The sequence below is a fragment of the Amycolatopsis sp. NPDC005961 genome, assembly GCF_040629235.1.
In the GTDB taxonomy this organism is placed as follows: Bacteria; Actinomycetota; Actinomycetes; order Mycobacteriales; family Pseudonocardiaceae; genus Amycolatopsis; species Amycolatopsis camponoti.
In genome coordinates this window covers 22,709-43,719 of sequence record NZ_JBEXVF010000031.1, presented here as the reverse complement: position 1 = coordinate 43,719, position 21,011 = coordinate 22,709, and the positions used below count along the sequence as shown (strand labels likewise).

Sequence of the window (21,011 nt, the reverse complement as noted above, 5' to 3'; positions counted from 1 at the left end):
CCTAGAGCGAAAACTCCGTCCCGTCCGCCGGAAGCGACGCGCCGGCCGACAGCACCGCGGCGTGCTCTTCCGACGCCGGATCCAGCACCGGGTTCGTGTTGTTCAGGTGTGTGAACGCCCACCGCCCGGGCCGTCCGGAGATCCGGGCCAGGCTCGCGGTGATCGGCAGGTGCCCCATCGCGAGCTGGTCCGGCCCGCCGACGCCGGCCATCTCGTCCGGCGCGTAGAACGTGCCGTCGAGCAGCACCAGCGAAGCACCCTCCACAAAGGAATCGAACCCCTCGGGCCAGCTCTTCAGGCACGGCGCGTACACCAGCGACCCGCCGGTCGCGAGATCCGTGATGCGGTAGGCGACCACCCACGGACCGTCTCCTGTGGACGAAACGTACTTCGGTCTCTTGTCGCTCACCGGTAGCGAAGAGATCCGCAGTCCGGGAAGGTCCGCAAGGGACGTCCAGCCGCCGTAGCCGTCGACGATCGCGCGGAACGGGGACAAAGCGTCCAGCACCGTGTCCGGCGCGTACACCGGGAGCCCGCCGGCCTCGCGCAGCATCAGCAGGCCCAGCGAGTGGTCGAGTTCGGCGTCGGTCAGCAGAACTCCGCGCAACGGCGTCTCCCGCGGACCTGGCCCCGCACGCAACGGCGGGGTGGAAAGGATCTGCGACCGGATGTCCGGTGAGCAGTTCAGCAGGTACCAGCCGACGCCGTCCGCGCTGATCGCGACGCAGTCCTGGGTGCGAGGCGCCAGCGTGGAAGTGCAGAACGGACACGCGCAGTTCCACTGTGGACATCCGCCGCCCGCCGCGGTACCGAGCAGGATCACCTTCATCGGCGCATGACCAGGTCGGACTCCGGAGGCCGGGCGAGGACGAGATCGACGACGGAACGCCGTGGCGACCGCGAGCACACCGGATCGGTCGCCGCGGCGTCGCCGGTCAGCAGGAACGCCTGGCAGCGGCAACCGCCGAAGTCGACCCCGCGGCGGTCGCACGTCCGGCACGGCTCGGACATCCAGTCCTCGCCGCGGTAGGCGTTGAACGACGACGAGCCGTACCAGATCTCGGCCAGCGGCTTCTCCCGCACGTTGTCCAAAGTCAGCGTCGAGATCGCCGACGCCGCCGGGCACGGCAGCACCGTCCCGTCCGGCGCCACGGTCAGCTGCCGCGCACCCCAGCCGTACATGCACGGCTTCGGGTACGGCTCGTAGTAGTCGGCGACGACGTAGACGATCTCCATCGTGCCGCGCAATCGCGATACGGCCGCGCGCACCACCGGCTCCGCCGCGGCGAGCTGGGACGGCGTCGGCATCAGCGCCTCGCGGTTGCGCAACGCCCAGCCGTAGTACTGGGTGTTCGCCAGCTCCAGCCGGTCCGCGCCCATCCGCTCGGCCAGCTCGATGATCCCGGCCAGCTGGTCGTGGTTGCGCCGGTGCAGCACCACGTTCAGGGACAACGGCAGCCCGGACGCCTTCACGAGCGCGGCCGCGGCGAGCTTGTGGTCGAACGCTCGCGCGCCGGCCAGCAGGTCGGCACGCTCCCGCGTCGCGCCCTGCGCCGACAGCTGGACGTGCGCGAGCCCGCGCGAGACCAGGTCGTCGAGCCGCGCCGCGGTCAGGCCGAGGCCGGAGGTGACGAGGTTGACGTAGCAGCCGAGCGAGCCGGCGTGCTCCACCAGTGCGGACAGGTCCGGCCGGGCCAGCGGTTCGCCACCGGACATGTGCACCTGCAGCACGCCCAGCTCGCGCGCCTGCGAGAGCACCGATGTCCAGTCCGAAGTGGACAGCTCCGCGGCGCGGGAAACGAGTTCGACCGGGTTCGAGCAATAAGGACAGTGCAGGGGGCAGCGGTGGGTCAGCTCGGCCAGCAGCCCGAGCGGCGGGCTCACGTCCATGCGACGACCCGCCGTTCGCCCAGTCGCGACAGCACGTCGAGGACGTCCTGCTCCCGGACGCCGGTGAAGCGCTTTCCCAGCACCTCGGTGATGTCGGTGACGGTGCGGGCGCCGTCGCAGAGTTCGAGCACCGCGGCCGCGGTGGTGTTCGGCACCAGTACTCCCTCGGGGAACAGCAGGACGTGCGTCTCCCGGACGTGGTCGAAGGACAGCCGCACGCCGCGGCGCAGCTCGGGAACGGAGCCGGCGGCGATCATGCGCGCTCGATCGCGTCGAGCATCGACCACAGGACGTCGCACTTGAACGACAGTGCCGCGATCGCGCGGTCCTGCTGCTCGCGCGTGACGCAGTGTCTGACCACGATGTCCAGGGTGTCCTTGCCTTCGCCGGAGACCTTGTCGATGCGGTTGGTGAAGTAGTCGAGGTCCGCCCGCGCGATCCACGGGTAGTGGGCGAGCATGTCCGCGACGCGCTGCTGCATCAGGTGCCCGGCGAACATCTCGGTGAGCCCGGAAGCGACGGCCTCCCACCACGGCTTCGTCCGTGCGAAGGTCACGTAGGCGTCGACGGCGAACCGGACACCGGGCGCGACGTGCCGCTCGTCGAGGACCTCGTCACGCTCCAGGCCGACGGCCTCGCACAGCCGCAGCCACCGCTCGATTCCGCCGGTGCCGGCGTTCGGGCCGTCGTGGTAGACGATCCGGTCGAGCCACTGACGGCGGATTTCCGGCAGCGGGCAGTTGCTGATGATCGCCGCGTCCTTCTGCGGCAGCTGACACTGGTAGTACCAGCGGTTGGCCGCCCAGATCCGCAGCCCGCGCTCGTCGAGCTCGCCCGCGTGCAACCGCCGGTGGAACGGGTGCGTGCCCCAGTACCGGTCCGAAAGACCGCGCAGGGCTCCGATGAATGCGCTTTCCGCGAGCGGCTCGACGGGCACCGGTCAGTCCGCCATGCGGGCCGCGTAGGCGGTCACCTCCATGGGTGTTTCGTATTCGACGAAGTCGGGAGTCGTCCACACCTCGGTCATGTCGTGCTCCTTTCCGTGAACCGTCACGGTAGGAGCGAGACGAGCGGACTGACCAGAGCAGTTCGGAAAGTTTCCTTCCGATGGCCCAGTGGGGTGCCGATGACCGGTGCTACTTCACCGCCGCTTCCAGCTCGACGAGCGCCGTGTCCAAATGGGTCAGGATCCGCTGCAGGTGCGGCACGCTGCGGCGGCAGCCCGTGACGCCGAAGTCGAGGTGGTCGCCGTTGCTGGTCAGCGTGATGTTGACGGCCTGGCCGTCGAGCAGCACCGACGCCGGGTAGATGCCGTCGAGCTGCGCGCCGTTCCAGTACATCTGCTTGCGCGGCCCGGGCACGTTCGAGATCACCAGGTTGAACGGCGGCCGCGTGTTGTTGACGACGCCCGGGATCGGCGATACGCCGAGCTGTGCGACGTTAACGGCCGATAACAGCAGCGTCTGCAGCGGCGTCAGCTCCGAGAACAGCCGCTTGCCGTTGCGCATCGACTGGTGGATCGTGACGAGCCGCTTGCCCGCGTCCGGCAGGTCGGTGGCCAGGTTGCACAGCAGCGCGCCGATGTTGTTGCCCGCCGCTTCGCCCGGGTCGTTCTGGCGGCGCAGCGACACCGGGACCATCGCGACCAGCGGCGCGTCCGGCAGCGCGCGCTGCTCGATGAGGTAGTCCCGCAGCGCGCCCGAGCACATCGCGAGCACGACGTCGTTGCGCGACACCCCGGCGGCCGTCGCCACCTGGCGCACGCGGTCGAGCGACCACGACTGCGCCGCGAACCGCCGCGCGCCGCCGATGGGCACGTTGAACATCGTCCGCGGCGCCTGCCCCGGCAGGGTCACCGTGTGCTCGCCGAACGCCTCGCGCGCGACCTTGATCGCGGCCGGCGCCAGCCCGGCGAGCTGGCCGGCGGTCTTGCCCGCGGTCTGCAGGAACGACCGCGGGCTCTTGACGCGGGCTTCGCCCGGTTTGCGCCGGCTGCCCCACCACGGCGGGCAGTCCAGGTCCGCCGGGTCGTCCGACAGCGTGCCCTGCAGCTGGCGCAGCGCCGAGACGCCGTCCATCAGCGCGTGGTGGACCTTGGTGTAGACGGCGAACCGGCCGTCGGCCAGTCCCTCGATGAGGTGCGTCTCCCACAACGGGCGATGCCGGTCGAGCAGGGTGCTGTGCCAGCGCGACGTCAGCTCCAGCAGCTCGCGGATGCGGCCCGGCTGCGGCAGTGCCGAGTGCCGGAAGTGGTAGTCGAGCTCGAGATCGGTCTCCGCGCGCCAAGCCACGTGACCCATCGTGTTCACCGGCCGGGCCGGACGGCGCCGGAACACCGGGCGCATGTTGTCGGACTCCAGCAGCGAACGGCGGACGTCGTGCAGGTAGTCGTCGCCGGCGCCCTCGGGTTTCTTGAACAGCTGCAGACCGCCCACGTGCATCGGATGCTCGCGCGTTTCGACCAGGAGGAACATCGAGTCGGTCACGGGCATCATCGCCATGGGACATCACCTTCCGCACTCGGCACGCCGACTGTACGCGCTCGGCGGCCGTGGGTGGATCACGTTCTACATTGGCGAGTATGACCGTCCGCGGGCCGGGGGAAACGTCCCTGCCACCGATGGCCGAGTGCGTCGTGATCGGTGGCGGTGTGATCGGTGTGAGCTGCGCGTTCCGCCTGGCGGAAGCCGGCGTCGACGTCCTGCTGCTGGAGCGCGGCGGGCTCGGCGAGGGCTCGACGGCGAAGGCCGCGGGCGGCATCCGGTCGTCGTTCACGAGCCGCGTGAACGCCGAGCTGGGACTGCGCGGGCTCGCGGCGTACAGCGCTTTCTCGCGCGACTTCGGCGTCGAGATCGACTTCCGCCGCGACGGCTACCTGTACCTGCTCACCGACCCCGCGGACGTGGCCGCAATCGGACATTGCGCGGAGCTGCAGCGGTCTTACGGCGTAAGGAGCCACCTGCTGGACCCCTCCGAAGTGCGGGACGTCCTCCCGCTGCTCGAGACGGACGGCATCGTCGCCGCACTGTGGTCGCCGGACGACGCGAAGGCGACGCCGGACGCCGTCGTCCAGGGCTATGCGAGGGCGGCGAGGGCGAGCGGCGCGAAGCTGCGGACCGCCGTCGAGGTCACCGGCATCGAGCGTGACGGCGACACGTTAACCGGCGTTAACACGACTGCGGGGTTCGTCCGGACCGGCGCGGTCGTGTGCGCGGCGGGCGCGTGGTCGGGGCGGGTCGGCGAGCTGGCCGGCCTCGACCTGCCGGTGCGCCCGTTCCGGCGTCAGGTGGTGTTCACCGGGCCGGTGCCCGGGCTGCCGGACGCGGTGCCGCTGACCATCGAGATGCCGTCGGCGTTCTACTTCCACCGCGAGGGCCCGGGCCTCGCCATGTCGTTCTGCGAGGACGACGGCTTCCCCGGCTTCGACACGCACTACGAAGCCGGCCAGTGGCTGCCGCGGCTGGCCGAGCTGGCGGACCGGCGCATCCCGGCCGTCCTCGACGCCGGCATCCGCACCGCCTGGGCCGGGCTGTACGAAGTGACGCCCGACCGCAACCAGATCGTGGGGGAAAGCGTCCTGCTGTCGCGGTTCTTCTACGCGACCGGCTTCTCCGGGCACGGGTTCCAGATGGGCCCGGCGGCCGGCGAGCTGATCCGGGACCTCTACCTGGGGCGACAGCCGGCGGTGGACATCGCCGAGCTGGACGTCCGGCGCTTCGAGGGCTCCGTTACCGCACCGGTGGAGCGGCACATCGTCTAGGGGTTGATTGCCAGATCGTTCAACGATCTGGCAGTATCCGGGCCGTGGCTGTGAGTGGTGCTCGGGAGCTGGTGGACGCGCTCGAAGGGCTGGGGACGGAGATCGTTTTCGGCCTCCCGGGGGTGCACAACCTGCCGTTGTGGGAGGCGCTCGCCGAGACCCGCATCAAGCTCGTCGGGGTCCGTCACGAGCAGACCGCCGGGTACGCGGCCGACGGCTACGCGCGCGCGACCGGCAAGCTCGGCGTCGCCCTCGTCACCACCGGGCCGGGTGCGGCCAACACTCTCGGCGCGGTCGGTGAAGCGATGGCGTCCGCGGCTCCGGTGCTGATCATCGCCACCGACATCCCCTCGACGCTGCGGCGCCCCGGCGTCGTGCGCGGCGTGCTGCACGAGACGTCCGACCAGCAGGCGATCTTCGCGCCGGTGACCAAGGGTGTCTTCACCGTGCGGGCCGCCGACCAGATCGGCACCACCGTGCACCGCGCGGCGCGGCTCGCGCTGGAGCCGCAGAGCGGCCCGGTCTACCTCGGCGTGCCGACCGACTACCTGCGCGAGACCGTGCCGCACCGGCGCCCGCCCGCGCCGCACCGCAAGCCCGACGGCGACGTTCCCGATCTCGCCCGCGCGGAAGCGATGCTGTCCGACGCGAAGAACCCGCTGATCTGGGCCGGCGGCGGCGCGCTGCGGTCCGGGGCCGGGGACGCCATCGGCGCGCTCGCCGAGAAGATCGCCGCGCCGGTCATCACCACGTTCGGCGCCCGCGGCCTGCTCCCGCTCGACCACCCGTGCCTCGCCCCGAACCCGGTGCACACCCCGGAGGTCGGCGAGCTGTGGGACGAGGCCGACGTCGTGCTCGCCATCGGCACCGACTTCGACGGCCTGATGACGCAGAACTGGCGGATGCCGAAGCCGCGCAAGCTGGTCGCGATCAACGTCGACGCCGACGACGCCGCCAAGAACTACCCACCGGACCTGACGCTGGTCGGTGACGCGCGCGCGATCGTCGAGCGGCTGCTGCCGAAGGAACGAGCCGGCTTGGACGACATCACGTTGCGGCTGGCCGGCATCGGCCGCCGCGTGCGCCAGCGCATCCGGGACGAAGAGCCGCAGGCGTACGACTTCCTGTCCACTTTGGACGAGGTGTTGCCGACGAATGCGGTGCTGGTGTCCGACATGTGCGTCGCCGGGTACTGGGTCGGCGGCTTCCACCGGGTGCGGGCGCCGCGCAAGCTCGCCTACCCGATGGGCTGGGGCACCCTCGGCTACGGCTTCCCGGCGTCGCTCGGCGCCGCCGCGGCCGGGGTCGGGCGCGCCATCTGCATCACCGGCGACGGCGGGTTCCTCTACGGCTGCGGCGATCTGGCGACGCTCGCGCAGGAGCAGCTGCCGGTCACGGTCGTCCTCGTCGACGACGGCGGCTACGGAATGCTGCGCTACGACCAGGAGCGCGAAGGGCTTCCGCGGCGCGGGGTCGACTGGGACAGCCCGGACTTCGTCGGCCTGGCCCGGTCCTTCGGCGTGCACGCCGACCGCGTCTCCGGGTTCGGGCGCGCGTTCCGGCGGCTGCTCGGCGAGTTCGTCGAGTCGGACGAGCCGAACGTGCTGGTGGTGAAGGCCAAGCTGAAGCCGCCGCTGAACACGTCGCCGCGGTGGTACCGCACATGAGGATCGGCGTCGACATCGGTGGCACGTTCACCGACCTCTGCGCGGTGGACGAGACCGGGATCGTCGCGGTCGGCAAGGTTCTTACGACGTACGACGAGCCCGCGCGCGCCGTCGAGGAGGGCCTCGCCGCATTGCTCACCGACCCGGGGGCCGTCGAGCAGGTCGTCCACGGGACGACGCTGGTGACGAACGCGCTGATCGAGCGCAAGGGCTCGCGGACCGCGCTGCTCGCCACCGCGGGCTTCCGCGACGTCCTGGAGATGCGGCGCGAACACCGGTACGAGCTGTACGACCTGCACCTCGAGCTGCCCGCGCCGCTGGTTCCGCGGCACCTGCGCTTCGACGTCCCGGAGCGAATTCTCGCCGACGGATCGGTCCGGACCGCGCTCGACGAGGCTTACGTTGTAAGGCTCGGGCGGGAACTGGCGGACCGCGGGATCGAAGCGGTCGCCGTCTGCTTCCTGCACTCGTTCACGAACCCGGCGCACGAGCGGCGCGCGGCCGAGATCCTGGCCGAGGTGGCGCCCACGCTCAGGGTCGCGCTGTCCTCGGACGTCGTCCCCGAGATCCGCGAGTTCGAGCGGATGTCGACCACGGTCGCGAACGTCTACGTCCAGGACCTGACCGAGCGCTACCTGCGCGACCTCGAACACCGGCTGCGGCGGATCGGGATCACCGGCGCGCCGCACATCATGCTGTCCAACGGCGGATTGGCCACTGTGGACACCGCGGCCCGGCACCCGATCCGGATCCTCGAGTCCGGCCCCGCCGGGGGTGCGCTGGCGGCGGCCGCGATCGGGCCGGCGGACCTGCTGGCCTTCGACATGGGTGGCACGACGGCGAAGCTGTGCCTGATCGCCGGCGGTGCGCCGCTCGTCACGCACCAGTTCGAGGTGGACCGCAAGTACCGGCTGCTGCCCGGGTCCGGGCTGCCGGTGCAGGTGCCGGTCACCGACATGATCGAGATCGGCGTCGGCGGCGGGTCGATCGCCCGGATCGACGCGCTCGGCCTGCTGACCGTCGGGCCCGATTCGGCCGGGTCCGAGCCCGGCCCGGCCTGCTACGGCCGCGGCGGCACCGAACCGACGGTGACCGACGCCGACCTCGTGCTCGGCTACCTCGACCCCGGCTACTTCCTCGGCGGCGGCATGGAACTCGACGCGGAAGCCGCGCGGTCGGCCATCGCCGAACTGATCGCCGGGCCGCTCGGCGTGAGCGTCGAGGAAGCCGCGTGGGGCATCCACACGAGCGTCAACGAGGACATGGCGAACGCCGCGCGCGTGCACGCCGTCGAGCGCGGCCAAGATCCGGCGATGCTGCCGATGTACACGTTCGGCGGCGCGGGCCCGGTCCACGGTGTCGGGGTCGCCCGCGCGCTCGGAGCGCCGTCGGTCGTCGCGCCGCCCGCCGCCGGCGTGCTCAGCGCGGCCGGGTTCCTCACCGCGCCGCTGGCGTTCGACTTCGTCCGGTCGGCCCGCGCGGCCGTGCACGACTTGGCGTGGGAACAGGTCGACGCGCTGTTCGCCGAGATGGAAGCCGAGGGCGCGGCGCTGCTCGCGAAGTCCGGTGTGGACGAAGTCACGCACCGCCGCGTCGCCGAGATGCGCTACGCCGGGCAGGGCTACGAGATCCGCGTCCCGGTCCGCGGCGGCCGCTGGCCGGACGCGCTGATCGACGAGTTCACCGCCACCTACCGCGCGCTGTACCGGCGCACCGGACCCGAGGTCGGCGTCGAGGTGCTGAACTGGCGGGTGGTGTCGAGCGGACCCAAGCCGGACGTCACGCTGCGGCTGACCACGCAGGCCACCGGGGGTGACGCGCGCAAGGGCACCCGCGAAGCCTATTTTCCTTCGGCGGGGGGATTTGTCGACACGGCAGTGTTCGACCGGTACCTCCTGACGCCGGGCGAGCGGGTCGCCGGACCGGCCATCGTGGAGGAACGCGAGTCCACTGTGGTCGTCCCGCCCGGTGCGCACTGCGTCGTCCGAGGTGACGCGGCCCTGGAGGTGACGGCGTGAGCGTCGACCCCATCCTCGTCGGGCTGTTCGGCAACCGCCTGCACTCCATCCTCGCCGAGCAGCAGAACGCGCTGGTCAACACGGCCTTCTCGGCCGTGGTCCGCGAATCGCTCGACCTGGCCTGCGCGGTGTTCGACTCGCGCGGCGAGATGATCGGCCAGTCCGTCGGCGGCACGCCGGGCCACATCAACGCGATGGCCACCGGTATGCACCACTTCGTCGCCGCTTACCCGCCGGAGACCCTCGAACCCGGCGATGTGCTGCTCACCAACGACCCGTGGCAGACGGCCGGGCAGATCAACGACATCACCGTGGTGACCCCGGTGTTCCGGGACGGCCGGCTCGTCGCGTGGTTCGCGTCCTGCTGCCACGCGCCGGACATCGGCGGCCGGCTCGTTTCCGCCGAAGCCCACGAGGTCTTCGAAGAGGGCCTGCGCCTGCCGATCATGAAGTTCCTGAACGCGGGGGTCGTCAACGCCGATCTGGAACGGCTGATCCGGGCCAACGTCCGGACGCCGGAGGAGACGATCGGGGACCTGTACGCGCAGGTCACCGGTAACGAAGTCGGCGCGGCCGGCCTGCTGAAGCTGCTGGACGAGTTCGGGCTGGACTCCCTCGACGACGTCGCCGCCGAGATCATGAACCGCTCCGAGAAGGCGTTGCGAGACGCGCTGCGAGCGCTGCCGGACGGCGTCTACACCAACGAGATCGTCACCGACGGCTTCGACGACGAAGAGATCGTCCTCCGTGTGACGGCCACTGTGGACGGTGACGGGATCCACCTCGACTTCGCGGGGTCGTCGCCGCAGAGCCGTCGCGGGATCAACGTCGTGCTCAACTACACGCGGGCGTACGCGTCGTTCGCGGTCAAGGCGGCGATCTCGCCGGAGGTGCCGCACAACGCCGGCTCGTTCCGGCCGGTGCGCGTCACCGCGCCGGAAGGGTCGGTGCTGAACTGCCTGCCGCCCGCGCCGGTCGCGTCCCGGCACCTGATCGGCCACTTCCTGCCGTCGCTGCTGATCGGCGCCCTGCCCGCCGCCGCGATCGCGCCGAGCGCGGACGCGCTCTGGATGACGATCTGGCGTGGCCCCGGGTTCATGCTCAACGTCTTCCAGACCGGCGGCATGGGTGCGCGGGCGGACAAGGACGGGCTGAACACCACCGGTTTCCCCAGTGGCCTGCGCTCGACGCCGACGGAAGTCATCGAGACGATGGCGCCGCTCGTCCAGCACGCGCGGGAGCTGCGCGTGGACTCCGGTGGTGCTGGGCGTCGGCGCGGTGGCCTGGGCCAGGTGACGACGATGGCCGCGCGCGGCCAGGACTCCTGGAGCGTCAACGGGAACGTCGACCGCGTGCGCGCTGCGGCGTCCGGAGTGGACGGCGGGGGGTGCGGGGCGGTCGGACGTTTCGGGCTGCAGGCAGGGGACGACCTGCCCGCGAAGAGCCGGGTGACGCTGACGCCCGAGTCCGTTGTGGACGTCACGCTGCCCGGTGGTGGTGGTTACGGGCCTCCGTTCGAGCGACCGGTGACGAGGGTGCTCGACGACGTCGTCGAGGGGTACGTCTCGGTGGCGGCGGCGCGCGAGGTGTACGGCGTCGAGGTGCGGTACCTCGGTGACCCGCGTGCGCTCGTCCGGCTGCCCGGGGACTACGCGGTGGACGAAGAGCAGACAGCACGACTGAGAGCGGGGAAGTGACATGGGTCGGTTGGCCGGCAAGGTGGCGGTCGTCTTCGGCGGCGCGCGGGGCATCGGCCTCGCCACGGTGAAGGAGTTCCTCGCCGAGGGCGCGACGGTGTTCGCTTCCGACATCCGCGAGCCCGCGGAAGACGTCGACGGCTACCGGCACTCCATTGTGGACGCGACGGACGAGGACGCCGTGGCGGCGTTCGTCGACGGCGTGCTCGCCGAAGCCGGCCGCGTCGACGTGCTGGTCAACAACGTCGGCATCCACCTCGGCAAGCCGCTCGCCGACACCACGCTGGCCGAGTTCGACAACATCTTCGCGCTCAACGTGCGCGCCGCCTTCCTCGGCACCCGCGCCGTGCTGCCGCACATGATCGAACAGAAGGCGGGCAGCATCATCACGACGTCGTCGAACGGCGGCGTGATGGGCCGCCCGGGCGACCCGGTTTACAACGCCACCAAGCACGCGCTGGTCGGGCTGACGAAGTCGATCGCCGTCGCCCACGCCCACCAGGGCATCCGCGCCAACACGGTGAACCCCGGCGCGATCGACACCGACATGCTGCGCAGCACGCTGAACTCACCCGAGGAGTTCGAGACCAAGCAGCACCAGCTGGTCGCGAGCACGCCCGCGGCGCGCGTCGGCGAGGCGTGGGAAGTCGCGAAGGCCATCGTGTTCCTGGCGAGCGACGAGTCCCGGTTCATCAACGGCGTCGTGCTGCCGATCGACGGCGCGAAGGCCGCGGGGGCGATGCCGGGCAACCGCTACAGCCTCGACTTCGAACTCGGCGTCAGGTAGCGCCGTGTCCGTCGATCCCTCGGGGCTGGAGAGCGAGCGGCACCTGCTCGAGCGCAGCGGCACGGCCGAACGGGTCGCCGCGATCCTGCGGCAGTACATCACCGACGGCGTCTTCGCCCCCGGCGAACGGCTGTCCGAGCCGGTGATCAGCTCGGCGCTCGGCGTCTCGCGCAACACGCTGCGCGAATCGTTCCAGCTGCTGGCCCACGAGCGGCTGGCGGTGCACGAGCTGAACCGTGGCGTGTTCGTGCGCGAACTGACCACGGAGGACATCGAAGACCTCTACGTCGTCCGCCGCGCCACCGAATGCGGGGCCCTGCGCCGGGCGGCTGAGCTGTCCACTGTGGACCTGATGCCGGTCGAGCAGGCGCTGCGGGATGGTCGCTCGGCGGCGGTGGCCGAGGACTGGTCCGCGGTCGGCACCGCCAGCATCCACTTCCACCAGGCGCTGGCCGACCTGGCCGGCAGCGAGCGCATCTCCGCGACGATGCGCCAGGTTCTCGCCGAGACGCGGTTGTTCTTCGTCCTCAACGACAACACGCGCGAGTTCTACGAGCCGTTCCTCGACTGCCACGAGCAGATCCTGCGCGACCTGCGGCGCGGCCGGTTCGGGGTCGCGGAAGCCGCGCTGGACCGCTACCTCCGCGACGCCGAAGCCCTGCTGCTGGCGCTCAGCGAGCCCGGCGCCGTCGCGAACACCACGGTGAACGAGCGCGGCACGCGGTAGGTGGTGACCCGGTACGTCCCGTCCGCGGCGGCCGACCAGTGCTGCCGGACCACCGTGGTGACGACTCGGGTCACGGCGTAACCGGCGGCCGGGGGTTCGGCCTCGGCGGCCGGCGCCCCGGCGATGAGCAGCGCGGCCACGGCGGCGGCGGTTCTCGCTCGGGGCACCATGGGTCCACTGAACCGTCCGGGAGCACGCGGGCGGAAAGGATTCGAGCCGGTTCAAATCCGCCGCACCGGCTGCTAGCGTCGATCGGGTGTTCACGCTGCGGGTCGACGCCGAGACGGTGGCCAGGACCCGCTTTTCGCCGTCCCCGGCGTCGGAGTCGCTGGCGTGGCTGAAACTCACCGCCGCTTTGGGGCGTCACCCGGTGTTCGGGGACCCCGGCCCGCTCGCCCGCGCGTCCCTCGCCCACCCGGACGTCGCCCTGGTCGTGGACCTCCTGGCGCGCACGGGCGACGTCTACACCCCCGACCTGCTCACGCCGCAGCCCGGCACGGCCACCCGGCCCCGCGACCTGCTCGACGAGCAGATCGCGCGGATCGAGGCGACCACCCAGGACGACGTCGAGGCGCAGGTCATCGCCGCCACGCAGGCCCACTGGAGCAGACCATTGGCGGCCGCGACCCGCCGGGCCGCGGACTCGGGCACGATGCCGCGGCGGCTGGCCGCCGGCCTCGCCCGGTTCTGGCGGGACGCGCTGGCCGAGGGCTGGGCCGGACTGCACTCGGTCATCGAGCGGGACATCACCCACCGCGCGAAGACCATCGCCCGCCACGGTGTCGGCGGAGTGCTCGGGTCGCTGCACCCCGGCATCGGCTGGGCGGGCGACGCGATCACCTTCGACGCGACCTGGGACGGCGAGATCGACATCGCCGGCCGCGACCTGGTCCTCGCGCCCGGCGCGCTGAGCTGGCCCGGCTTCGCCGTCCAGGTCGACGTCCCCGACCAGCTCGTCCTCTACTACCCGGCGCACCGGGTCGGGACCGGCTCCGGCCACCGGCCCGGGACGATCGCGCAGGTCGTCGGGGCCGCGCGGGCGTCGCTGCTGGCGGACCTCGCCACCGCCCGCTCGACCGCGGAGCTCGCCACCCGGATCGGGTACACGGCGGGCACCGTCTCCTACCACCTCGGCGCCCTGCACCGCGCGGGTCTGGTGAGCAAGGTCCGGGACGGCCGCTTCGTGCTGTACCAGCAGACCGCCCAGGCCGTGGTCCTCCTGGAAGAGGCCTGAGCCAGCAGGTGAGGTTCGGCGCGATCCACCCGCTGTGCAGGCCGAACTGGAGTCCGTTGGCGTGGACATACGCTGTAAGGCTGGAAGCATGTCCGGGTACTTCGCGATGTCCGATTGCAGCATGTCGACGGCGGCGCGGACCTTCGCGTCGCCGATCCGCGACCACGAGATCCCCCACGGCGGGGCCGCGGACGAAGATCACCGGGGTAACCGGCGCAAGGGAGAAAACGCCGCCCCCGGATGCGTGGCCGGGGGCGGCGCGGTGTACGTGACTCTCCCGCTCTCAGCAGTTGATCGCGGCGTCCGCCCAGTCGGCGTGGTCGGAGTCGTTGGTGTCCCCGCCGTCGGTGACGACGAGGTCGAGCACCTGGACGCCGGCGAGGTTCGCCGCGAGCTGCTGCGCGGGCAGGCCCGCCGTCATGACGGCGGTCTCGGCGAGCGTCTTGCCGTCGCCGAGGACCTGGAACGCGACGCTGCCCTTGGCCTTTTCGTCGTCGTGGCCGACGGACGCGCCGAACGTCGTGCAGCCGCCGCCGAGGTAGAACCGGACGCGTGACGGCGCGTGCACGCCAAGGCCGTCGGCGTAGGTCACGCCGCCGATGGTGATCGGGTGCCCGTCACCGGCTTTGGACTCGCCGTTGCTCGTGCCGCGTTCGACCGGGCCGTAGCCGTTTTCCGCGGAGAGCCAGGTGGCCTTCGACAGCGGCGTCACGCCTTGCGCCGGCGGGACCACGATCGGCGCGCCGCCGTCGGCGGTTAACGAGCGTTTACCCCAGGCCGTCCAGTAGTTCGCCGTCGCGGTCAGGGTGACGCGGTCGCCGCTGGGAGCGTCGGGGCGCACGGTCCAGGACTTCTGCCAGGACCGGCCCGGTGCCACCGCCGGCACGAGTGCGTCGCCCCGGCCGTCGAGCTTCCAGCCGGCCGGGGCGGTCAGCTTCACCTGCGCGGCGACGAGCGGGGTGCTGCCGTCGTTGGTCAGCTTCAGCGTCGCGGTGAACGGCTTCGCGGCGTCGGCGAAGTCGGGTGCCTGCACGGTGAGCGTCGAGAGCGGCGCCGCGTTCGGGAACTTCGCGGGCCAGACGCGGAAGACGGCGGCGCCGTGGCTCGGCACCGACGCCCGGAGCGTGCCCGTCGTCTCGGTTTCGGTGCCGGTCCACAGGTCGCGGACGCGGTAGTCGCGGGCCTTGCCGAGACCGAGCTCGGTCGTGGTGGCCGACATCGGCGCCGCGGTCAGGCCGCGGTTGAAGAGCACGACCGCCGCCGAGTCGTCCGACATCGGCTTGGTCCAGACCTCGGTGTCGCCGTCGTCGCGGAGCTTGTACCCCTGCTTGCCCGCCCAGTCCTGGTCGAGCGCGACGATGTCCTTGTTCTCCAGGATCTTCTTCGTGGTGTCGGACATCGAGCGCAGGTCGTTGCCGGCGAGCAGTGGCGCGTTCATCAAGGCCCACAACGCGAAGTGCGCCTGGTACTCGGTGGTCGTCATCTTGCCGTTGCCGACCTCCAGCATGTCCGGGTCGTTCCAGCCGCCCGGACCCGAGTACCCGGCCAGCGGGACCTGCTTGTCGAGGATCCCGGTCATGCTGCTCCAGCTGTCGCTGATGTCGCCGGTGGTGCGCCACAGCTGCGCGCCCGCGTCCTTGCCCCAGAGCCACGGCTGGTTCTGGCCCCATTCGCAGAGCGCGTAGAGGATCGGGCGGCCGGTCTTCTTGATCGCCTCACCCATCTTCGTGTAGCGCTCGATCGCCGGGCGGCTCTGGTTGTTGCAGTTGTCGTACTTGAGGTAGTCGACACCCCAGTCGGCGAACGTCTGCGCGTCGACGTCCTCGTGGTCGAGGCCGCCGGGCATGGTCTTCTGGCAGGTCAGCGTGCCGGCGCTGGTGTAGATGCCGAGCTTGAGCCCGCGGTCGTGGACGTAGTCGGCCAGCGCCTTGATGCCGCTGGGAAAGCGGGTGTGGTTGGCCTCGAGCTTGCCGTCGGCGGTGCGGTTCTGTTCGGCCCAGCAGTCGTCGATGTTGACGTACTGGTAGCCGGCGGCTTTCAGGCCGGAGCTCACCATGGCGTCGGCCGTCTCGCGGATGAGCTCTTCGTTGATGTCGCAGTGGAACTTGTTCCAGCTGTTCCAGCCCATCGGCGGGAGCTGGCCGAGCTGCTGGGCGTCGGCCGGCTCGGCAGCTCGGGCGGGTGGCGGAGAAGCGATCGCGGCGGCCACGACGGCGGCCGCGAGCCCGACAAGAAGACGCATGTTCCCTCCAGGAGTGCGCAACTCTGCACAAACTCACTCAACAACAAACACCATGAAGAGGTCGGATGTCTACGGCCGTTAGGAGGAACACCTTGCGGTTTCCGGCCCGGTGGGAGACAAAGGGCCGTGACTTCGCTGCCTGCTGACCACAACGGATTCCGCCCCCTGGACGGGATCAAGGTCGTCGACCTGTCCCGCATCCTCGCTGGGCCGTACTGCACGCAGTACCTCGGCGAGATGGGCGCGGACGTGGTGAAGGTCGAGCCGCCCGGCCACGGCGACGACACCCGCGGCTGGGGGCCGCCGTTCGTCGGCGAGAGCGACGAAGCCGTGTACTACCTCGCGGCGAACCGGAACAAGCGCGGGATCGTGCTCGACCTCAAGAGCGACCGCGGCCGCGAAGCCCTCCGACGTCTGGTCGCCGATGCGGACGTGCTCGTCGAGAACTTCCGGCCGGGGACGCTGGAGAAGTGGGGGCTGGGCTACGCGGCGTTGTCGGATCTGAACCCGCGGCTGATCCACGTGTCGATCACCGGGTTCGGGCAGACGGGCCCGTACCGCGACCGCGCCGGCTACGACCTGGTGGCGCAGGCGCTCGGCGGCGTGATGTCGCTGACCGGCGAGCCCGACGGCGCGCCGGCGAAGGTCGGGCTGCCGGTGGCGGACCTGAACGCGGGGACCTGGGCGATCATTGCGGTGCTGATGGCGTTGCAGGCCCGGCACACGACCGGCCGCGGGCAGTACCTCGACGTGTCCCTTTTGGACAGTCAGCTGGCTTGGCACGTGTACGCCGCGGGCGCTGTGTTCTACGACGCGCCACGCCCGCGCCGGATGGGCTCGGCGCACCCGAGCATCGTCCCGTACCAGGCGTACCACGTGTCGGACGGCTGGCTGATCATCGCGGTGGGCAGCGAAAAGCTGTGGCACGCGTTCTGCGGGGTGCTCGACCTGGACATCGCTTCGGACTCGAGGTTTTCGTCGAACGCTCTCCGGGCCGCCCACCGTGACGAGCTGAACGCGCTCTTGGAACCGGTGCTGCTGACCCGCGCGGCGGCGGACTGGATGAAGTCCTTCGACGCGGCGGGCATCCCGGCGGCCCCGATCAACGAGATCGACGACGTGTACGCGGACCCGTGGACGGCGGCTCGCGGCCAGGTCGTGCGGTTGCCGCACCCGACGGTGGGAACGTACGTGGGGACGGGGTTTCCGGTGAAGGCGTCGGAGACCCCGGCTCGTCCTACGTCGGCACCGCCGACCTTGGGGCAGCACACCGCGGAGGTGCTGGCGGAGCTGGGGTACTCGGCGGAGGAGATCGCGGAGCTCGGGTGAGGCTCAGCTTCCCGGCCCGGCGGCTCGGCGGTCGACTTGCGGAGCCACTTCTCGTACCCGATCCCGCCGGGGACGTGCGGGGCCAGCTCGGTCCGGATGTACAGCGAGACCCGCTCGACCAGCCGCTGGCACAGCACCCAGCGAGCGCGGCCGTTACAGGTTGCGCTGCCATCCGGTCCAGTCCCGCGTCGCGAAGTGTGCACGATGGAGTGTTCGCGCTCTCGGCTTCGCCCTGGTAGGGATGGGGGAGGATTGAGGAGGACCGATGTCAGCACAGCACGCCCTTTGGCACCCGTTCGCCGACATGGGTGCGGTGGACGGCGACCGGATGGTCATCACACGTGGTGAGGGCTCCTACGTCTGGGACGACGCCGGCCGCCGGTACTTCGACGCCACCGCGTCGCTCTGGTACGCGAACTTCGGCCACGGGCGCCCCGAGATCACCGAGGCCGTCACCAAGCAGCTGCAGAAGCTCGACTCGTACAACCTGTTCGGCTACAACGCGAACGAGCCGGCGATCGAGCTGGCCGACCGCGTCGCCGCGCTGGCGCCGACCCCGGGGTCGAAGGTCTTCTTCGGCTCCGGGGGCGGGGATGTCATCGACACCGCCGTGAAGCTCGCGCGGGCGTACTTCGCGCAGACCGGACGGCCGGAGAAGGCGCACGTCATCGGCCGGACGCAGGGCTACCACGGCACGCACGGCTTCGGCACGGCCGTCGGCGGCATCCCGGCCAATGCGGCCGGCGTCGGGCCGCAGCCGCCGGAGTTCTCGCACGTGCCGTTCGACAGCGCGCCGGCGTTGGAGGCCGAGATCGCCCGCGTGGGCGCGTCCCGGGTGGCGGCGTTCTTCTGCGAGCCGGTGATCGGCGCGGGTGGCGTGCTGCTCCCGCCGGACGGTTACCTCGAGGAGGTGGCCGCGATCTGCCGCCGTCACGACGTGCTGTTCGTCGCGGACTGCGTGATCGCGGCGTGGGGACGGCTCGGGACGTGGTTCGGCATCGACCGCTGGGCGGTGGAGCCGGACATGATCACGACGGCGAAGGGCATCACCGGCGGCACGATCCCGCTGGGCGCGCTGGTGGTGGCCCCGCGGGTGGCGGAGCCGTTCTTCACGGGCGCGCCGGGCGCCCCGATCTTCCGCCACGGCGCGACGTACGCGGGCCACCCGGTGGCGTGCGCGGCAGGCTTGGCGACGCTGGACATCTACGAGCGCGACGGCCTGATCCCCCGCGGCCGCGAGCTGGAGAAGCCCCTGGCCGACGCGGTGTCGGCGGCGGCCGGCCACGAGCTGGTCGCGGAGGTCCGGGCGGGCCTGGGCTTCGTCGCGGCGGTCGAGCTGACGGCGGAGGTCATGGACGCGAACCCGGGAGCCCCGGTGAAGCTGCAGCGAGCGTGCCGGGACGAGGGCGTGATCGTGCGGAACCTCGGCCGCGGTGTCGCGGTGTCGCCGCCGCTGATCGCGAGCGAGCCGGAGCTGGACCTGCTGGCCTCCGCGCTGCCCAAGGCGTTGGACCGCCTGGCTGCCCAGGCTTGACCCGCGGTGAACGGCTCTTTCCTGTCCTCCGACGGCAGGAAAGAGCCGTTCACGCGCCGCTCACGAAATGCAGAACTCGTTGCCCTCCGGGTCCGCCATCGTGACCCAGCTGTGCGGCCCCTGCCGCCCGCGGTGCAGGAACTTCGCCCCGCGCGCCGTCAGCTTTTCCAGCGTCGCCTCGACGTTGTCCGCGCCCACCCACACGTCGATGTGGAGCCGGTTCTTCACCGTCTTGGGCTCCGGGACCTCCTGGAACAGGATCCGCCGGGGTGGACCGTCGGGTGGCGAGTCCGGGTGGCGGATCGCCGCCCCGGTGCGCCACACCAGTGATCCGTTGTACGTCCGGGTTTCCTCTTCCTGCGCGTACCCCTTCGCGAGCATCTCGCGGATGAAGTCCGCGTCGGTCGGTTCCACGGGCCAGCCGAGCGTCTCGGCCCACCAGTCGGCGAGCACGTGCGGGTCGGCCGTATCCACCACTACCTGGAAGTCATGCGCCATACGGGCACGTTAACGACGGAGTCCGACATTTTCCGGAGCATCGACTCCTCGGGCACGACCGTGAAGCGCCACTTGTCGACGCCGCCGCCCATGATCTCGGCGTAGCGGCGGGCGCCGTCGGCGTTGGCGAAGCGCACCTGTTGGCCGTTCGTCAGGTGGGTGATCTTGACCGCCATGACAACCTCCGAAGTCTGTGGGCCGGCCCAGGAGCTTCCCCCTCCGAGGCCGGCGAGCACAGTAGAACACATGTTCGACCGAGTGCGCCAGTGGATCCCCCACGCAGGTGAGAAGGCCAGGTCAGAGCGGTCGGATCAGCGCCACGCGCGGCCAGGTGTCCAGGCCGCGGGCCGCCTCCGCGCGGCGGATCGCGCGCAGTCCGTCGCCGATCTCCGCGTCCGCCATGACCCGGAATCCCAGCCGCTCGTAGTAGGGCGCGTTCCACGGCACGTCCGTGAACGTGGTGAGCGTGAGCGCCGGCAACCCGCGCGCGACCGCCCATTCGGCGAGCGTCTCGATCAGCGCGCCGCCGATCCCGCGGCGCGCGTGCGATGGCCGCACCGAGACCTGCTCGACGTGCGCGCCCCCGTCGACGACCTCGGCGACGAGGTAGGCCACCGGCCGGTCGGCGTCGTCCACGCTCACCCAGGCCCGGCCGTCGGACTGGTACACCGCCAGCTCGGCCACCGAACCCGGGTCGTCGTCGGCGATCGCGGCCATGTCGAGGGCGCGGAACAGGCTGCCCGCTTCGCGTTCGACGTCGATCAATGCGGGCAGGTCGTCGGGGCGTGCGAGCCGGATCACGAACGCATTCGTACGCGGCCGGCCGGGATTTTCACAGCGAATAAGACGAAATCGACCGCTGGATGCGGGTCGCGTACCCCTGCAGGGCGGTGATCGCGGTGTGCCGGGCCTCGTCGGTGATCCGCGCCGCCGGGCCGGCCAGGGTCAGCACGGTCGGCCGCCGCCCGTAGGCCTGCACCGGCACCGAGCACGCCCAGACGCCTTCGTCGATTTCCCCGGAGCTGACCGAAAACCGGTTCTCCAGCGCGTGCTTGAGCTCGTCGCGCACGATCGTGCCGCGCTGCTCGACGATCGGCGCCAGCCGCCGGTCGCGCTCGATCTCCGGCAGGAGCGCGAGCAGCATCTTGCCCGAAGCGCCGAGGCCGAGCGGCAGCGAATGCCCCGGCTCGAACGTGAACCGCATGGCGCGGTCGCACTCGACGCGGTCCGCGCACACGGCGGCGTCGCCGAACTGCTGGAAGAGCATCACCGTCTCGCCGAGCTCGCGCGCGGCTTCCTCCATCGACGGCTTCGCCAGCCGCACGAGGTCGTTCGCCAGCTGCGCGGCGCGCGCGAGCGGCATCACCTGGCTGGTGAGGTGGTAGTGCCCGGCGCGGCCCTCTTCGAGCAGCTGCAGCTCCTTGAGCAGCGCGACGTAGCGGTAGGTCGTCGCGACCGGGGTGCCGATCGTCGCGGCGAGCTCGGCGACGCTGGCCTCCCAGCGTCTTTCGGAAAAGGCGAGGAGCAGCTGCAGGACCTTGCGGGAACTGCTGGCGCCGGGGGTACGGCGCGGTGCGGTGGTGGCGGAACCGTCAACGGCACTGGCGGCACTGACGGCAGGCGTCATC

Annotated in this window: 20 protein-coding genes; 9 read left to right on the top strand and 11 right to left on the bottom strand. The window is 71.2% G+C overall.

The window, feature by feature from the left end; all coding sequences use genetic code 11:
* Position 1: 1 nt before the first annotated feature.
* The 6 genes from pqqB to ABZ342_RS26060 all read right to left on the bottom strand — a co-directional run bounded on the left by pqqB (position 2) and on the right by ABZ342_RS26060 (position 4,391).
* Positions 2-829 (bottom strand): pyrroloquinoline quinone biosynthesis protein PqqB, encoded by an 828-nt coding sequence (gene pqqB, locus ABZ342_RS26085; RefSeq protein ID WP_360477903.1) that lies wholly within the window; start codon positions 827-829, stop codon positions 2-4.
* The gene (gene pqqE / locus ABZ342_RS26080; RefSeq protein WP_360477900.1) at positions 826-1,890 is read right to left on the bottom strand and encodes a pyrroloquinoline quinone biosynthesis protein PqqE; all 1,065 of its coding nucleotides are present in this window, start codon (positions 1,888-1,890) and stop codon (positions 826-828) included. Before pqqE ends, pqqB begins: the two co-directional genes overlap by 4 nt.
* Entirely contained in the window at positions 1,881-2,147 is a 267-nt protein-coding gene (gene pqqD / locus ABZ342_RS26075) for a pyrroloquinoline quinone biosynthesis peptide chaperone PqqD (protein WP_155541217.1), read from the bottom strand. The genes pqqE and pqqD overlap by 10 nt, the downstream gene beginning before the upstream one ends.
* Complete coding sequence (gene pqqC, locus ABZ342_RS26070; protein WP_155541218.1) at positions 2,144-2,827, bottom strand: pyrroloquinoline-quinone synthase PqqC; 684 nt, start codon at positions 2,825-2,827, stop codon at positions 2,144-2,146. Before pqqC ends, pqqD begins: the two co-directional genes overlap by 4 nt.
* Positions 2,828-2,830: 3 nt before the next feature.
* The gene (pqqA, locus tag ABZ342_RS26065) at positions 2,831-2,917 is read right to left on the bottom strand and encodes a pyrroloquinoline quinone precursor peptide PqqA (protein WP_086864059.1); all 87 of its coding nucleotides are present in this window, start codon (positions 2,915-2,917) and stop codon (positions 2,831-2,833) included.
* Between the two features lie 109 nt (positions 2,918-3,026).
* Positions 3,027-4,391 (bottom strand): wax ester/triacylglycerol synthase family O-acyltransferase, encoded by a 1,365-nt coding sequence (locus ABZ342_RS26060; protein WP_360477896.1) that lies wholly within the window; start codon positions 4,389-4,391, stop codon positions 3,027-3,029.
* A gap of 80 nt (positions 4,392-4,471) precedes the next feature.
* Here ABZ342_RS26060 and ABZ342_RS26055 point away from each other — a divergent pair, with 80 nt between their 5' ends.
* The 7 genes from ABZ342_RS26055 (at position 4,472) to ABZ342_RS26025 (ending at position 13,780) form a co-directional block, all read left to right on the top strand.
* Positions 4,472-5,650 (top strand): FAD-binding oxidoreductase, encoded by a 1,179-nt coding sequence (locus tag ABZ342_RS26055; RefSeq protein ID WP_360477893.1) that lies wholly within the window; start codon positions 4,472-4,474, stop codon positions 5,648-5,650.
* A 44-nt stretch (positions 5,651-5,694) separates the two neighbouring features.
* On the top strand, positions 5,695-7,317 hold the full coding sequence (locus ABZ342_RS26050) for a thiamine pyrophosphate-binding protein (protein WP_360477890.1): 1,623 nt from the start codon (positions 5,695-5,697) through the stop codon (positions 7,315-7,317).
* On the top strand, positions 7,314-9,335 hold the full coding sequence (locus ABZ342_RS26045) for a hydantoinase/oxoprolinase family protein (RefSeq protein ID WP_360477887.1): 2,022 nt from the start codon (positions 7,314-7,316) through the stop codon (positions 9,333-9,335). The genes ABZ342_RS26050 and ABZ342_RS26045 overlap by 4 nt, the downstream gene beginning before the upstream one ends.
* The gene (locus tag ABZ342_RS26040; RefSeq protein ID WP_360477884.1) at positions 9,332-11,032 is read left to right on the top strand and encodes a hydantoinase B/oxoprolinase family protein; all 1,701 of its coding nucleotides are present in this window, start codon (positions 9,332-9,334) and stop codon (positions 11,030-11,032) included. The genes ABZ342_RS26045 and ABZ342_RS26040 overlap by 4 nt, the downstream gene beginning before the upstream one ends.
* Before the next feature lies 1 nt (position 11,033).
* Entirely contained in the window at positions 11,034-11,819 is a 786-nt protein-coding gene (locus ABZ342_RS26035) for an SDR family oxidoreductase (protein ID WP_360477881.1), read from the top strand.
* Positions 11,820-11,823: 4 nt separating this feature from the next.
* Positions 11,824-12,546 (top strand): GntR family transcriptional regulator, encoded by a 723-nt coding sequence (locus ABZ342_RS26030; RefSeq protein ID WP_360477878.1) that lies wholly within the window; start codon positions 11,824-11,826, stop codon positions 12,544-12,546.
* Positions 12,547-12,802: 256 nt separating this feature from the next.
* The gene (locus tag ABZ342_RS26025; protein WP_360477875.1) at positions 12,803-13,780 is read left to right on the top strand and encodes a DUF5937 family protein; all 978 of its coding nucleotides are present in this window, start codon (positions 12,803-12,805) and stop codon (positions 13,778-13,780) included.
* Between the two features lie 283 nt (positions 13,781-14,063).
* Here the strand turns inward: ABZ342_RS26025 and ABZ342_RS26020 are convergent, their stop codons facing one another.
* Positions 14,064-16,022, bottom strand: a complete 1,959-nt coding sequence (locus tag ABZ342_RS26020; protein WP_360477872.1) for an NPCBM/NEW2 domain-containing protein — start codon at positions 16,020-16,022, stop codon at positions 14,064-14,066.
* Positions 16,023-16,148: 126 nt separating this feature from the next.
* On the opposite strand from ABZ342_RS26020, the gene ABZ342_RS26015 reads away from it, so the two are divergent.
* Both ABZ342_RS26015 and ABZ342_RS26010 read left to right on the top strand, forming a co-directional pair.
* On the top strand, positions 16,149-17,351 hold the full coding sequence (locus ABZ342_RS26015) for a CoA transferase (RefSeq protein WP_360477869.1): 1,203 nt from the start codon (positions 16,149-16,151) through the stop codon (positions 17,349-17,351).
* Positions 17,352-17,616: 265 nt separating this feature from the next.
* On the top strand, positions 17,617-18,885 hold the full coding sequence (locus tag ABZ342_RS26010) for an aspartate aminotransferase family protein (protein ID WP_360477866.1): 1,269 nt from the start codon (positions 17,617-17,619) through the stop codon (positions 18,883-18,885).
* Positions 18,886-18,945: 60 nt separating this feature from the next.
* Here ABZ342_RS26010 and ABZ342_RS26005 read toward each other — a convergent pair whose 3' ends face one another.
* The 4 genes from ABZ342_RS26005 to ABZ342_RS25990 all read right to left on the bottom strand — a co-directional run bounded on the left by ABZ342_RS26005 (position 18,946) and on the right by ABZ342_RS25990 (position 21,010).
* Positions 18,946-19,383, bottom strand: coding sequence for a VOC family protein (locus ABZ342_RS26005; protein ID WP_360477863.1), 438 nt, complete (start codon positions 19,381-19,383; stop codon positions 18,946-18,948).
* Positions 19,362-19,559, bottom strand: a complete 198-nt coding sequence (locus ABZ342_RS26000) for a hypothetical protein (RefSeq protein WP_155541228.1) — start codon at positions 19,557-19,559, stop codon at positions 19,362-19,364. The genes ABZ342_RS26005 and ABZ342_RS26000 overlap by 22 nt, the downstream gene beginning before the upstream one ends.
* Positions 19,560-19,680: 121 nt before the next feature.
* Positions 19,681-20,184 (bottom strand): GNAT family N-acetyltransferase, encoded by a 504-nt coding sequence (locus ABZ342_RS25995; protein WP_360477860.1) that lies wholly within the window; start codon positions 20,182-20,184, stop codon positions 19,681-19,683.
* A 31-nt stretch (positions 20,185-20,215) separates the two neighbouring features.
* Positions 20,216-21,010, bottom strand: coding sequence for a helix-turn-helix domain-containing protein (locus tag ABZ342_RS25990; protein ID WP_360478022.1), 795 nt, complete (start codon positions 21,008-21,010; stop codon positions 20,216-20,218).
* Between the last annotated feature and the right edge of the window lies 1 nt (position 21,011).

Excerpts from the sequence above, each read along its gene's own strand:
- ABZ342_RS26055 (WP_360477893.1), top strand. The coding sequence starts at position 4,472 with ATGACCGTCCGCGGGCCGGGGGAAACGTCCCTGCCACCGATGGCCGAG.
- ABZ342_RS26045 (WP_360477887.1), top strand. The coding sequence starts at position 7,314 with ATGAGGATCGGCGTCGACATCGGTGGCACGTTCACCGACCTCTGCGCG.
- pqqD (WP_155541217.1), bottom strand. The coding sequence starts at position 2,147 with ATGATCGCCGCCGGCTCCGTTCCCGAGCTGCGCCGCGGCGTGCGGCTG.
- ABZ342_RS26020 (WP_360477872.1), bottom strand. The coding sequence starts at position 16,022 with ATGCGTCTTCTTGTCGGGCTCGCGGCCGCCGTCGTGGCCGCCGCGATC.
- ABZ342_RS26010 (WP_360477866.1), top strand. The coding sequence starts at position 17,617 with ATGTCAGCACAGCACGCCCTTTGGCACCCGTTCGCCGACATGGGTGCG.
- ABZ342_RS25990 (WP_360478022.1), bottom strand. The coding sequence starts at position 21,010 with ATGACGCCTGCCGTCAGTGCCGCCAGTGCCGTTGACGGTTCCGCCACC.
- ABZ342_RS26000 (WP_155541228.1), bottom strand. The coding sequence starts at position 19,559 with ATGGCGGTCAAGATCACCCACCTGACGAACGGCCAACAGGTGCGCTTC.
- ABZ342_RS26005 (WP_360477863.1), bottom strand. The coding sequence starts at position 19,383 with ATGGCGCATGACTTCCAGGTAGTGGTGGATACGGCCGACCCGCACGTG.
- ABZ342_RS26060 (WP_360477896.1), bottom strand. The coding sequence starts at position 4,391 with ATGGCGATGATGCCCGTGACCGACTCGATGTTCCTCCTGGTCGAAACG.
- pqqA (WP_086864059.1), bottom strand. The coding sequence starts at position 2,917 with ATGACCGAGGTGTGGACGACTCCCGACTTCGTCGAATACGAAACACCC.
- pqqB (WP_360477903.1), bottom strand. The coding sequence starts at position 829 with ATGAAGGTGATCCTGCTCGGTACCGCGGCGGGCGGCGGATGTCCACAG.
- pqqE (WP_360477900.1), bottom strand. The coding sequence starts at position 1,890 with ATGGACGTGAGCCCGCCGCTCGGGCTGCTGGCCGAGCTGACCCACCGC.
- ABZ342_RS26035 (WP_360477881.1), top strand. The coding sequence starts at position 11,034 with ATGGGTCGGTTGGCCGGCAAGGTGGCGGTCGTCTTCGGCGGCGCGCGG.